This window comes from Amycolatopsis sp. NPDC006131, from assembly GCF_040614175.1.
Classification (GTDB): domain Bacteria; phylum Actinomycetota; class Actinomycetes; order Mycobacteriales; family Pseudonocardiaceae; genus Amycolatopsis_E; species Amycolatopsis_E tucumanensis.
Genome location: NZ_JBEXTX010000008.1, coordinates 43,167 through 55,358 on the forward strand (window position 1 = coordinate 43,167; position 12,192 = coordinate 55,358).

Genomic DNA, 12,192 nt, shown 5'->3' on the forward strand with positions numbered 1-12,192 from the left:
CGCCGTCCCCGGAAATCCGCGGAGGTCAGTGCGACGCCGGCCCGGCGCGGTGCGACAGGCGGCTGGTCGTGTTGTGTTCGGCGATGACGTCGAGTGCTTTCACGTCGCCGGCGGCGATGGCGTCGACCAGCGCCACGTGCAGTTCGTAGCGTTCCTGGATGAACTCCGGCAGCGGTTGCTCACCGGTGGGCAGCACCGAGAGCAGGTGCGACTCGACCATCTCGAGCAGGCTGAGGTAGAGCGGGCGCAGGATCGGGCTGGGACTGACCTCGGCGATGCGAGCGTGGAGTGCCCAGTTGGCGCGGATGAAGGCGGTTCCGTCGCAATCGTCGGCCGCGGTCTTCATCTTCCGGAGCTCGGCGCGCATCGCGGCGATGTCATGCGCCGAGGCGTACTTGAGGGCGTCCTCGACGAGCAGCGGGTCGAGCGCGTCGCGCAGACGGATGGCGTCGGCCACCGACGCGGCGTCATGATCGACAGCCAGCATCGAGTTGCCGAGCCGGACCAGAGGCGACTGCTGGTCGGCGAACAGTCCCCCGCCTGGGCCGGACTTCACCCGCACGAGCCCGCGCTGCTGGACGAGCCGCAGTGCCTCGTTGAAGGTGCCGACGGACACTCCGCAATGCGCCCGGATCTCCTCCTTGGTACCCAGGCGGTCCCCCGGCTCCAGACCGGCCACCAGGGCGGCGATCTCCTCCGCGGCGCGTTCCGGACGGGTCAGGTTGCGCCAACGGCGGGGTTCCCAGTCCTCCCTGCGCAGGGCAGGGATATCCGAGGTCATCGCAGGCAAACCCCTTCGACCACGTTGCAGCCAAATCCAACATGGCGAATTCTGCCAGACCGGTTGACAGATGAACAGCCCTCCTCCCAGACTGACCATCAGAATTCAGCATGGTGGATTTGCCAACGGAGGCAATCGTGCTCGATCAGCACTTCCGCGATCTCATGGCGGGGGTCTGCGCCCCGGTCACCGTGGTCACGACTTCCGGCGACGACGGCCCGCACGGTGCGACGGTGAGCTCGCTGGCCTCGGTCTCACTGCGACCGGCGCTGCTGTCGATCGCCCTCGACCGGCGATCGGCCCTGCTGTCCCGGATCCTGGAGACGCGGCGGTTCGGCGTCAACGTGCTCAGCTCGGCGCAGGAGGACACGGCCGCGGCGTTCGCGCGTCGCGGTCTGGACAGGTTCGCCGGCGTCGGGTGGTCCAGCTCGAGCGGCCTGCCCCGCCTCGACGGTGCCGCGGGCTGGGCGGCGTGTGACCTTTCGCAGACCGTCGAAGCCGGGGATCACCTCCTCCTGATCGGCCTCGTCACCCACGCCTCGTCCGTCCAGGTCGCTCCGCTCGTGTACGGCCACCGCACCTTCGGCACTCATTCCCGGTTCAGCAGCCGGCCCCGGCGGCCCATCGCCGATCACATCGCCGCACTGTCCAGCTGAACAGCATCCACCGGTAACACCCAGGAGAACCGCATGACAGCCCAGACCACTTCGCCGGTTGTGACCGTTCCCAGCGCCTCGGAACTCGTGGCCCGCGCACGCGACCTCAAACCGTTGCTGAGCAAGAACGCTGCCGCCGGGGAGGCCGACCGGAGGGTCGTCGAGGAGAGCATCCAGGCCATGACCGACGCCGGTCTCTTCAAGCTCGCCACCCCCAAGCGCTACGGCGGGTACGAGACCTCGATGCGCACCATGCTGGACGTCTCGGCCGCCGTCGCCGAGGCCGATGGCGGCACCTCGTGGGTGCTGACGCTGACCAACGTCTGCGCCTGGCTGACGAGCCTGTTCCCGGTTCAGGCCCAGGACGACGTGTTCGGCGACGACCCGGACGCGAAGGTGTCGGGTGTGCTCACCCCCACCGCCGAGACGGTCAAGGTCGACGGCGGCTGGCGGGTGACCGGGAAGTGGTACTACAACTCCGGCTCATGGCACGCGACCTGGGCGGTTCTGGGCGTTCCGCTGGCCGACGAGTCGGGCGAGGTCGTGGACCAGGCCCTGGTCCTGATCCCGCGGGCGGACATGGACCTGGAGGACACGTGGTTCGTCGCCGGCATGCGGTCCAGCGGCAGCAACTGCCTGGTCGCCGAAGACGTGTTCGTGCCCGAACACCGGGTGATGCGCGTGCCTCAGGCGATCGCCGGCGACTACCCGACCGAACGCCAGGACAGCGAACCGCTCTACCGATCCCCGTTCGTACCGGTCCTCGCGCTCGTGCTGGTCGGGCCGCAGCTGGGCATGGGCCGGGCCGCACTCGACCTCGTGACCAGCAAGGCGGCGAAGAAGCCGATCTCCTACACGTTCTTCACCGCACAGCGGGACTCGACCGCGTTCCAGCTGCAGATCGCCGAAGCGGCGCGGCTCATCGACACCGCTCACCTGCACGCCTACCGAGCTGCCGACGACATCGACGAGGCCGCCACCCGCGGTGTCTACCCGGACTTCCTCACCCGCGCCCGGGTGCGCTCGGACACCGGGCACGTGGCCGAGTGCATCACCCGCGCCATCGACATCCTGCTGTCCGCCCACGGCGCCGGATCCTTCGCCGAGGTGAACCCGTTGCAGCGCATCTGGCGCGATTCGGCGACGGCCGCGCGGCACGCCGTCGTGAGCCCGGCCGTGAGCTACGAGGTGTACGGCAAGGCGCTGCTCGGCGTCGACGAGTCCATCACCCCACTGGTGTGAGGGCGACATGTTCCACCACGTGGTCACCTTCACCTTCAGACCCGGCGTCACCCGCGCGGACGCCTTCGCCCTCGCCGAGGAGCTCCGTGAAGTCGCGGAGACCCTCCCCGGCCTCCGCTCGTACGCCTGTGGTTCCGACCTCGGCTGGCGCGAGGGAAACGCGGACTTCGCGGTCGCCGCGATCTTCGACTCCGAGAACGCGTTGCTGAACTACCTGAACCACCCGGAACACAAGGACATCATCGCCCGCCACGTCCCCGTCATGGTCGCCGACAGGCACGGCGTCCAGTTCGCAGACGGCGGGCGCATCATCGAATCGACAGAGGAGCGTACATGAGGCTGGCCAATGTGGACGGACGCGCTGTCCTGCTCACCGCCGACGACCGCGGTGTGGACATCGAATCCGCCAGCGGCGGCAAGTTCGGCCCCGGCCTGCCCGCGATCTACGAGGACTGGAAGGGGTTCCGCTCCTGGGCCGAGTCGGCCGACACGACCGGCGCGACCGCCTTCAGCCGCGCTCAGCTCGGATCCCCGTCACCGGCGCCCCGGCAGATCGTCGCGGTGGGGCTCAACTACCGCGAGCACGCCGCCGAGTCCGGGTTCGCGGTTCCGGACCGGCTGCCGCCGGTGTTCACCAAGTTCGACAGCAGCCTCAGCGGACCGGACACCCGGGTGGTGCTGCCGCCGGGTGGTAACACGGACTGGGAGGTCGAGCTCGTGGTGGTGATAGGCGCACGAGCGGCGGGCATCGACGCGAGCGAGGCCTGGGACTACGTCGCCGGCCTCACCGTCGGGCAGGATCTGTCCGAGCGGATCAGCCAGCTGGCCGGCCCGGCGCCGCAGTTCAGCCTCGGCAAGTCCTTTCCCGGCTTCGCTCCGGTCGGCCCGTGGCTGGTCACCCCGGACTCGGTGCCCGACAAGGACGACCTCGAACTGGGCTGCGCGCTCGACGGTGAGGTCGTGCAGCAAGGCCGGACCAGGGACCTGATCTTCCCGGTCGCGGAACTGCTGTCGAAGCTGTCGGAGACGATCGTCTTGTACCCGGGGGACCTGATCTTCACCGGCACCCCCGCCGGCGTCGGCCAGGGCCGGCAGCCGCAGCGGTTCATCAAGCCCGGCGAGACGTTGCGGAGCTGGATCGAGGGCATCGGCGAGCTCAACCAAACCTTCACCGACTCCCCGGAGGCATGAGCCATGGGCCTGCACAGACTGACCAGCGTCACCATCGGTGTGCCCGACGTCGACGCCACCGCGGCCTACTACACCGAGTTCGGGCTCGACCACCGCGGCGACGGGGTGTTCGCCACCCGGGACGGCGGCGAGCAGCTGCGCCTCGTGCGCACCCCGTACCGGCGCCTGGTCGAGCTCGGCGTCGGAGTCGACGACACCGACGACATCACCCGGATCGCCCTACGACTCGAGCGCCTGGGGGTGCCACGGGACTTCGACAGCAACGTCCTGCGCGCCACGGAACCGGTGACCGGGGCTGTGGTCCGTGTCGAGGTCGCGCCCCGCATCGTTCAGGAGCCAGTGCCGGCGACCCGCTACAACGGCCCGGGCCGCCTGGAGCGCACCGGAGCCCGCGCTCCCGGCGTGCTGCGCACGACGCCGGTTCAGCCCAAGAAACTCGGCCACGCGGTGCTCGGCACGACGAACCTGCAGGCGACCATGGGTTTCTTCACCGAGGGCATCGGGTTCAAGGTCAGCGACTACATCAGCGACAAGGGCGCGTTCATGCGCTGCTCCGTCGACCACCACAACGTCCTGGCGATGGCCGCGCCGGTGAACTTCCTGCACCACACGAGCTGGCAGGTCGACGACGTCGACGACGTCGGCCGGGGCGCCTGCGCCATGCTGGACGGGCACCCCGAGCGGCACGTGTGGGGGCTCGGCCGTCACCACGCCGGGTCGAACTTCTTCTGGTACCTCAAGGACCCGGCGGGCAACTTCTCCGAGTACTACTCCGACATGGACTGCATTCCCGAGGACGAAATCTGGAAACCGGAGGTCTGGGAAGGCGCGCAGGGTCTGTTCAACTGGGGTCCCCCGCCGCCGCCGTCGTTCCTCCAGCCGGAGGACCTGGCCGAGCTGATGACCGGTCAGCATGCTCCCGGCTGACGCCACGACGCCCGGCACCGGCGACGCCCTGTGCGGCGTTCCCAGCGAGCTGCTGGAGGCGTTGCAGGAGGTCGTCGCCGGACGCCCGGGCACCGAGCCCGCGGATCCCACCGCGGACCGGCCCACGACACACCGCGGTGCTCCGGCGTGAGGTGACGACGATGTCCATCGAGCCGTTCAGGCCGCCGAGTCAGGCGACTCGGTGGCCTGAACGCGCTCAGGCCCCTCCTCCAGTCGCCGGCACAACTCGTCCAGAACCCGCGCGGCCGTCTCGAGGTCCGCCAGGGGGATGCTCTCGCCGAGCCGGTTCGCCCAGGCCACCCGCTTGCGGTCGACTGTCTCGTAAGCGGTCGCGCCCGCGTCGGTGCGCCGGACGAGCGGTGAACGGCGATGATCCTCGTTGGGCGCGAACTCGACCAGGCCCCGCCGGGCCAGGCGCCGGACCGAGGCGTGCACGCTCTGCCGGGACAGTCCCATGCGCCGGGCGATCTGCGCGACGGTGAGCGGGCGGTCGGCCAGGGAGATCGCACCCAGCACCTGCCACAACGCGGCGGTCAGCTCCTGCTCCGCCGTGAGCCGGTCACCGGTGGCCAGGAAGTCGCCGTTGGCCCGGAACGTGGTCAGCACCAGCCGGGTGACGGCGTCCCCGGCCGCCGTCAAGTCTTCAGCACCCACCACGACATCCTCACACAGCCGTCCACCGCCGACCATGTTGTCAGCTAGTTGACACATTGTGAGCCTCAAGACAATAATCGGCTCACTGCGATCCGCAGACACCAATCCTGGAGACGACGATGTCCACCACCAGTTCAGCCACGGCCGGCTCCGCGGCACCCCCGCGGATTCCACCGCCCACCGGCCGTCGCGAGCCGCTCAAAGCGAACGTCTTCGAACGCATGGCAGGCGCCTCCTGCCAGCTGCAGGCCCTGTTCCCGTACCACGACGCGGGTGCGATCGTGCCGTGCGGCGCGATCTTCACCGGAGACCCGGACGACGGCGAGTTCGGCCACTTCTTCCACTGGAACACCGTCGAGGAGCTCACCGTCGTCTTCGGCGCCAGCGGAGCGATGCTGCAGACCGGGCAGATCTTCGCCAATCAGGCACTGCACGGCGTGAACTCGTTCCTGCGCGACCCGAAGGACCCGGACTCCTACGCGGTCATGTCGATCACCCAGCGCCAGTCCGATGAGGACAAGCAGCGCGAGGCGATCATCTTCCGCTGCCAGGAGTGCCACGAGCAGCTCCTGCGATTCGAGTACGACTCGACGCCGCGGGGGGTCGAGGGGCACAGTCCCGAACAGTGGGGCGGGAGCCACGACGACGAGTACCCGGTGTTCAGCACGATCTGGGGCAGCGTCGAGGCGGCGGCCCAGATGGACGACGACACCGTGCGGACCTGCTCGAAGTGCGGTCACGTCAACGACACGTTCCCCGAACACAAGTGGGGCTGGTCGCGGTGGGTCGAGCAGACCCGCACCGCCAACCGCTCCAAGGAAGCGCTGCGCGCGGCGATCCGCGAGCTCGGTGAGAAGAAGGCGGTGCGGTGATGGCCAGGCGCCGGATGCTGAACGGGCTCAAGGCCGCGCAGGACCTCGGCGACTACGCCGACACCCCGGTCCTGCCGGCCACTTTGGACCCGCAGGCACACCTCTCGCGCAACACGGTCGCGCAGCCGTTCTGGCTGCTCTGCGGCAAGGACACGGTGATCGCGCAGCTGTCCGGATCCGCCGTCGTGCACCTCAAGGACTCATCGGTCAAGTGGTTCACCCTGGAACTCGGCGACCACGTCTACATCCCCGCGGGCACTCCGCACCGGATCGTCCCCACCGAGGAGGGCGTGCAGATCCGCTACAAAGCGCGCAACCCCGGCCTGGAGGGAGTGGCGTGGTACTGCCCCGGCTGCGACGGCGAGGTGCACCGGGTCGAGTGGGACACCGCCGACACCATCTCCCAGCAGGCGTACTACGACGCTTGTGCCGGGTTCAACGACAGCGAAGCACTGCGCACGTGCTCGGCCTGCGGCACCCGGCACCCGCTGATCGACCTGGCTCCCTTCGCGGGCTGGCCGGAGGTCGCCCGGCAACTCCGCGACGAACTCGCCTCGGCCTGAACCACCGCGGCCAACCTCATCCGCAGACCACTCGACGAAGAGAGCTGACACCATGGCCACCTTCCTCACCCTCCACCAGGCGCCCGGGCTCTCGGCCGACGAGATCGCCGGCTACGGGCCTGAGGTCGCCCAGGGCGTGCACGCCCGCTTCCGCAACCTGTTCGTCAACCTGCGCTCGGGATTCATCGTCACCATCTACGAGGCCGACAGCCGGGACGCGGTGGAGCAGGAGTTCGAGCGGATCGGTTTCCCGTTCGACGACATCCACGAGATCGACTACACCCTGGACGAGGCCCGGCTCGCCGCGATGACCTCCGGGGCCACCTCGTGACCGAGCACGCCACCCCGCCCGAGCCGTTCATCGACCGGGAGATCTCCCTGATCTTCCAGGGCGACTGGGGCCAGGCGAACCTGCACCGCATCTGTGGCTGGTTGTGCCAGGAGATCGGTGACCGATCGGCGCCGGGATCACGGTTCGGGATCTGGTCGGGACGCGGCGGCACCGATGCCGTCCGGGCCGTGCTCGCGCAGGACGTCGACGCGGCACTCCTGACCCCCACCGCGGCGGCCGCGGGTATCACGGCCGGCGCCGGTCCGCTCGCCGTGCCCGGCGCCGACCGGCTCCGCGCCCTGGGCACACTCCCCCAGCGCGATCGCCTGGTGACGTGCGTCGACGCCGCGCTCGGCGTCTCGCACACGGGTGAGCTGGCGGAGTTGCTGCCGTCGCTGCGCATCGCGACCAGCCCCGACGACGGGGTCAACCTGATCGGGGCCGCCGCTCACCGGTTGCTCGGCGCTCACGGCATCACACCGGAACGCCTCGAGCAGGCGGGTGGGTCGATGCTCTACGCGGAACGGCCGTTCCCGGCGATCGCCGCGTTCCGCGACGGCGGGGCCAACGTCCTCATCCACGAGGCGATCATGACCCCCGCTTGGCAGCGGGTGGCCGAGCACAGGCCGGTCACCTACCTCGACGTCGACCCCGCGGTGGTCGCGGCGTTCGCCGACTGGCACTGGCCCACCGCCACCGTGCCCGCCGGCTATCTGCCCGGTCTGGATCACGACCTGGACGCGCTGGAGTTCTCTGACTTCCTCCTCGTGTGCCGCGCGGACCTGCCCGACGACATCGCCTCGATGATCGCCTGGTGCCTGGTGGCGACCCGGGAGGCGCTGGAAGTCCAGTACCGCCACCTGCCCCCGGACCGCAGCCCGGTCAGCTACCCGCTCGACCCGAAGGCGATCGCGAGCACGCCCGTTCCGCTGCACCCCGCCGCCGAAGCCACCTACGCGGCGCTCGGCGACGGCGCATCAGCCGCCGGCGCCCTGATGTGGGCCTGAGCGCCCGAAGAAGGAGAACACCGACATGACCACCTCCGAACCCCCGGGCGACTGGCTGGAACTGTCCACCGGCGACGGTCCGATGCGCGTCTACCGGGTGCGCCCGGAGCACCCCGTCACCCCGCCCGCCGCGGTCCTGGTCCTGCAGGAGGCGTTCGGCGTCAACGACCACATCCAGGACGTCACGCGCCGCGTCGCCGCGGAAGGCTACCTCGCACTGGCACCGGAACTGTTCCACCGCACCGGTGGCGGCACGGTCGACTACGCCGACCGCGAGAAGGCGATGGCGCTGATCGACGCGATCACGCCGGACCAGATCGACACCGACGTCGTCGCCGTGCTGGAACACCTCGACGAGAAGGAGAACATCCCGGTCCAGCGCACCGCCGTGCTGGGATTCTGCTTCGGCGGCCGGGCGGCGTTCACCGCGGCGACCACCACCCTGGGACTCGGCGCCACCGTCGCCTTCTACGGCCCGGGCGTCGTCGCCGGGCCGCACGCGGTGCTCGATCGCATCGACAACATCACCGGGCCCGTGCTCATGATCGTCGGGGACCAGGACCCCACCATCCCGGTCGACCACCGCGAGGCGATCTCCAGCGCTGCCCGGCGCACCGGGGTGGACCTGCGGATGGCGGTGTTCCCCGGAGCGGGGCACGCCTTCCACTGCGACGCTCGCCCCGCGATGTACCACGAGGCCGCGGCGCGGCAGGCGTGGCAGCAGGCCACGTCGCTCCTCGCTGACGTTTTCGGGACCCCGGGGCGATGAGCACCGCCGATCTCGACGCCGACGTCCTGATCGTCGGTGCGGGCCCGAGTGGCCTGTTCGCCTCGTACTACGCGGGCCTGCGGGAGCTGTCCGTGGTGCTGCTCGACTCGCTGCCAGAACCGGGTGGGCAGTTGATGGCTTTGTACCCGCAAAAGCCGGTGTACGACGTCGCCGGCCTGCCGGAGGTGACCGGTGCCGCACTGACGGAGGCGCTGGTCACCCAGGCCGAGGTCGCGGCTCCCACCTGGGTGCTCGGTGAACAGGCCACCACGTTGGATCGGAACCCGGCCGGCGGGGAACGCCGCTTCACCGTCACGACCGGCAGTGGGCGGAGAGTCCACGCCGACGGGGTTGTCGTCGCCGCCGGGATCGGCAGCTTCCGGCCGCGCCGCCTCGACGCGGCAGAGCCGCATCTCGGTCGCGGGGTCAGCTACTCCCTCGGCGACCTGACCGACTACCACGCCCGGGACGTCGTGATCGTCGGCGGCGGCGACAGCGCCGTGGACTGGTCGTTGATGGTGGCGCCGGTCGCCCGCTCGCTGACCGTGGTGCACCGGCGCCGCACCCTCCGCGCTCACGCGCGCTCGGTCAGCCGGCTGCAGCAGACCGACGCCCGCATCATCCTCGACGCCGACGTGGTCGCCACCCACGGCGCGGGCCGGCTCGAAGCGGTCACCGTGCGCCGACGGGACGGCGACGAGCAGCAGCTCCCCACCGACGCCCTCATCGCCGCACTGGGCCACACCGCCGATCTCGGGCCCCTCGCCTCGTGGGGCTTCGAGCTGACCGGCCGCCAGATCGTGGTCGACGAGCGGATGTCCACCACCGTTCCCGGGGTCTACGCGATCGGCGACGTGACCGCGCACCCCGGCAAGGTGCGCATCATGGCCGTCGGCTTTGGTGAAGCCGCGACCGCGATCAACAACCTGGCGGCGGCACTGCGCCCTGGTGAGGCAGTGTTCCCCGGCCACTCCACCGAACTGATGGACGCGGCGCGAATCGCGTGACGCGCTGTGGAAAGGAAGACCACCCATGCCATACGTGATCGGCGCGCCATGCGTCGACGAACTGGACGGGTCGTGCGTCGACGCCTGCCCCGTGGACTGCATCTACGAGGGTGCCCGCAAGCGCTACATCAACCCCCTGGAATGCATCGAGTGCGGGAACTGCCTGCCGGCCTGCCCGGTCGACGCCATCACGAAGGGACCGCCGCCCGACGCTCCCGAATGGGCCGAGGACAACGCCCGGTTCTTCGCCGAGCCGCTGCCCGGCAGGACCGAGCCCCTCGACTCACCAGGCGGCGCCTCGCTGCTCGGCCCGATCGGGGTCGACACCGAGCTCGCCGCGAACACGGGCAAGGACCAGACGGGATGAGCTTCTCCCCACCGCCCGGTCGACGTTGCCGTCCTGCCTCAGCGCGGCCCAGCAGCGTGAAACCAAAGCTCGGCTGTGCGCGTGTTCGAGCACGTGCATGACCAGCCAACGCAGAGTCCTCGTATACCCGCCTGCGGGCAACGCAGCTCGCCCGTGTCCCACGTCGCAAGGCGCGCAGCCCACCCGTCTGCGTCTCCAGGCGACGAGCCGGAACCCGCTCGGCCGACGTGGACTGGCGCTCAGTGCGGCGACGGGGCGGACGGGGTGGTCCCGCCTGGGGGGCCACCAGACCCCGTCGCGCCCACGCTCCTTTTTGTACAGTCCGGCACCCGGATCGAGCGGCACGACCCGCCGGCGCACCAGTGGTCAGCGAACGGCCAGCGGGAGGCCGCCGTCGGCCGGGAAGTCGGCGCCGGTGATGTAGGACGAGGCGAGGAAGAGCGCCAGCTCCGCGATCTCCCTGGGCTCGCTGAACCGTTTGAGCGGGATGCGGTCGGCCAGCCAAACCTGCCTCTCGGGGGAGTTCGGCTGGTGCATCGGGGTGTCGGTGACTCCCGGGTGAAGAGGTCGAAGTCCTCCCACCGGAAATCCTGAAGCGAACCTCCCCGGGAGTTCGCCCGCGTTGTTGACCAAGACGTCGACGCAGCCGTGAACCGACTCCACGTGCCGGACCGAGGCTCTGGAGACAGATGTAGTCGCGTCGAAGGCAAGTGTTGCGAGGTAGGCCCGGCAGTTCTTCCGTCGCCCCGTTGCTGATCCGGAGGCCGAAAAACGCGCGAAAGGGACTGCACTACAACTTCGGCAAAAGCAGGCGCGGTCGCGGGCCTTCAAGCCGATGCCTCACGCGCCCGCGCGCGGTACCGGCCCGGCGCGTCGCCGTGGGCACGGCTGAAGGCCCTGCTGAACGCGGGAAGCGAGGTGTAACCGACCCCGGCGGCGACGCTTTCGACCGTGTCGTCGGTGTCACGCAGCCGGACCGCGGCGAGGTCCATCCGCCACTGCGTCAGGTAAGCCCCGGGACTCTGCCCGATCGCAGCCGGAAACCTGCGGGCGAGCGTCGCGCGGGACACCGAGATCGCCGACGCCAGGGTGGTCGCGGTCCACGGCCGGGAGGGCTCACGATGGATACGTTCCAGCGCCTCGCCGACGACCGGATCGGCCAGCATGCCGAGCCACGTCCCGCGCTGCTCGGCGGGCCAGGTCGCCAGCCAGGCCCGCAGCACCTGGATCAGCATGACGTCGGCGAGGCTGTTCAGCACAGCGGCCGTCGCCAGCTGCGGGTGGGCCAGTTCGCGGCCGAGCAGGCGCACCGCGTCGTCGAAACACGCCGCGCCGGAATCGGCGCGCACGTGGACCAGCGGCGGAAGCGCACGGAGCACCTGGGTGCGCACCGCCGGGTCGTGGTCGTAGTGAATGGTCACCAGCCGGATCCGCGCCGGCGCCGACCCGATCGTGACTGTCTCGCCGGACTCGCGGGCACGAGCGGCGCCCGCCGCGTCGCAGGCGCGGGCCGTGACGCCGGGCGCGCTCGCGAGCGTGTGCACGGTCCCGGCCGCCAGCAACACGACATCGCCGGTGGCGAGCTCGCGCGGCTCCGCGCCATCCACGATCAGCCACGCGCTGCCGGACGTGATGGCGTGCATCGTCTCGCCGGGACAGTCCTCCAGGCGGATTCCCCACGTGCCACCGGCCTCGATCCGGGTGCCGATCGTGCCCCGGACACCGGAAACGGCGAGCACGTCAGCCAGTACGTCCATGACCTGCACTGTACTGACAACTCTCGCAGAGTGAGGCAGATGGCTAA

General features: G+C 70.2%; 17 protein-coding genes. 13 read left to right on the plus strand and 4 right to left on the minus strand.

What is annotated here, in order from left to right:
• Positions 1-25: 25 nt before the first annotated feature.
• A complete protein-coding gene (locus ABZ215_RS07245; protein WP_354948424.1) occupies positions 26-880 on the minus strand; it encodes an FCD domain-containing protein in 855 nt (284 codons plus the stop codon).
• 38 nt (positions 881-918) lie between these two features.
• On the opposite strand from ABZ215_RS07245, the gene ABZ215_RS07250 reads away from it, so the two are divergent.
• From ABZ215_RS07250 to ABZ215_RS07275, 6 genes are read left to right on the plus strand one after another with little or no spacing between them, the layout of a single operon-like run.
• Positions 919-1,437: a flavin reductase family protein gene (locus ABZ215_RS07250; protein ID WP_354948426.1), complete on the plus strand. Its 519-nt coding sequence runs from the start codon at positions 919-921 to the stop codon at positions 1,435-1,437.
• A gap of 33 nt (positions 1,438-1,470) precedes the next feature.
• Positions 1,471-2,679 (plus strand): acyl-CoA dehydrogenase family protein, encoded by a 1,209-nt coding sequence (locus tag ABZ215_RS07255; RefSeq protein WP_354708456.1) that lies wholly within the window; start codon positions 1,471-1,473, stop codon positions 2,677-2,679.
• A gap of 7 nt (positions 2,680-2,686) precedes the next feature.
• On the plus strand, positions 2,687-3,016 hold the full coding sequence (locus tag ABZ215_RS07260) for a Dabb family protein (RefSeq protein WP_354948428.1): 330 nt from the start codon (positions 2,687-2,689) through the stop codon (positions 3,014-3,016).
• Positions 3,013-3,870 (plus strand): fumarylacetoacetate hydrolase family protein, encoded by an 858-nt coding sequence (locus tag ABZ215_RS07265; protein WP_354948430.1) that lies wholly within the window; start codon positions 3,013-3,015, stop codon positions 3,868-3,870. The genes ABZ215_RS07260 and ABZ215_RS07265 overlap by 4 nt, the downstream gene beginning before the upstream one ends.
• 3 nt (positions 3,871-3,873) lie before the next feature.
• A complete protein-coding gene (locus ABZ215_RS07270) occupies positions 3,874-4,797 on the plus strand; it encodes a VOC family protein (protein ID WP_354948432.1) in 924 nt (307 codons plus the stop codon).
• Positions 4,784-4,948: a hypothetical protein gene (locus ABZ215_RS07275; protein WP_354948434.1), complete on the plus strand. Its 165-nt coding sequence runs from the start codon at positions 4,784-4,786 to the stop codon at positions 4,946-4,948. Before ABZ215_RS07270 ends, ABZ215_RS07275 begins: the two co-directional genes overlap by 14 nt.
• A 26-nt stretch (positions 4,949-4,974) precedes the next feature.
• Here the strand turns inward: ABZ215_RS07275 and ABZ215_RS07280 are convergent, their stop codons facing one another.
• Complete coding sequence (locus tag ABZ215_RS07280; RefSeq protein ID WP_208722460.1) at positions 4,975-5,472, minus strand: helix-turn-helix domain-containing protein; 498 nt, start codon at positions 5,470-5,472, stop codon at positions 4,975-4,977.
• 221 nt (positions 5,473-5,693) lie between these two features.
• Here ABZ215_RS07280 and ABZ215_RS07285 point away from each other — a divergent pair, with 221 nt between their 5' ends.
• The 7 genes from ABZ215_RS07285 to ABZ215_RS07315 are packed head-to-tail and all read left to right on the plus strand — an operon-like array spanning position 5,694 to position 10,388.
• Positions 5,694-6,344: a hypothetical protein gene (locus ABZ215_RS07285; RefSeq protein WP_354948435.1), complete on the plus strand. Its 651-nt coding sequence runs from the start codon at positions 5,694-5,696 to the stop codon at positions 6,342-6,344.
• The gene (locus ABZ215_RS07290; protein ID WP_354948437.1) at positions 6,344-6,907 is read left to right on the plus strand and encodes a hypothetical protein; all 564 of its coding nucleotides are present in this window, start codon (positions 6,344-6,346) and stop codon (positions 6,905-6,907) included. The genes ABZ215_RS07285 and ABZ215_RS07290 overlap by 1 nt, the downstream gene beginning before the upstream one ends.
• Positions 6,908-6,959: 52 nt before the next feature.
• On the plus strand, positions 6,960-7,238 hold the full coding sequence (locus tag ABZ215_RS07295) for a hypothetical protein (protein ID WP_354948438.1): 279 nt from the start codon (positions 6,960-6,962) through the stop codon (positions 7,236-7,238).
• Positions 7,235-8,245, plus strand: coding sequence for a TAXI family TRAP transporter solute-binding subunit (locus ABZ215_RS07300; protein ID WP_354948440.1), 1,011 nt, complete (start codon positions 7,235-7,237; stop codon positions 8,243-8,245). Before ABZ215_RS07295 ends, ABZ215_RS07300 begins: the two co-directional genes overlap by 4 nt.
• Positions 8,246-8,270: 25 nt before the next feature.
• Positions 8,271-9,014 carry a dienelactone hydrolase family protein gene (locus ABZ215_RS07305; RefSeq protein ID WP_354948442.1) on the plus strand — a complete coding sequence of 248 codons (744 nt, stop codon included), beginning with the start codon at positions 8,271-8,273 and terminating at the stop codon, positions 9,012-9,014.
• The gene (locus ABZ215_RS07310; protein ID WP_354948444.1) at positions 9,011-10,021 is read left to right on the plus strand and encodes an NAD(P)/FAD-dependent oxidoreductase; all 1,011 of its coding nucleotides are present in this window, start codon (positions 9,011-9,013) and stop codon (positions 10,019-10,021) included. The genes ABZ215_RS07305 and ABZ215_RS07310 overlap by 4 nt, the downstream gene beginning before the upstream one ends.
• 25 nt (positions 10,022-10,046) lie before the next feature.
• Positions 10,047-10,388 carry a 4Fe-4S binding protein gene (locus ABZ215_RS07315; protein WP_354948446.1) on the plus strand — a complete coding sequence of 114 codons (342 nt, stop codon included), beginning with the start codon at positions 10,047-10,049 and terminating at the stop codon, positions 10,386-10,388.
• Between the two features lie 366 nt (positions 10,389-10,754).
• On the opposite strand, the gene ABZ215_RS07320 is transcribed toward ABZ215_RS07315, so the two are convergent.
• Both ABZ215_RS07320 and ABZ215_RS07325 read right to left on the minus strand, forming a co-directional pair.
• On the minus strand, positions 10,755-11,051 hold the full coding sequence (locus tag ABZ215_RS07320) for an SDR family oxidoreductase (protein WP_354948448.1): 297 nt from the start codon (positions 11,049-11,051) through the stop codon (positions 10,755-10,757).
• A gap of 164 nt (positions 11,052-11,215) precedes the next feature.
• Positions 11,216-12,145: an AraC family transcriptional regulator gene (locus ABZ215_RS07325; protein WP_354948450.1), complete on the minus strand. Its 930-nt coding sequence runs from the start codon at positions 12,143-12,145 to the stop codon at positions 11,216-11,218.
• Between the last annotated feature and the right edge of the window lie 47 nt (positions 12,146-12,192).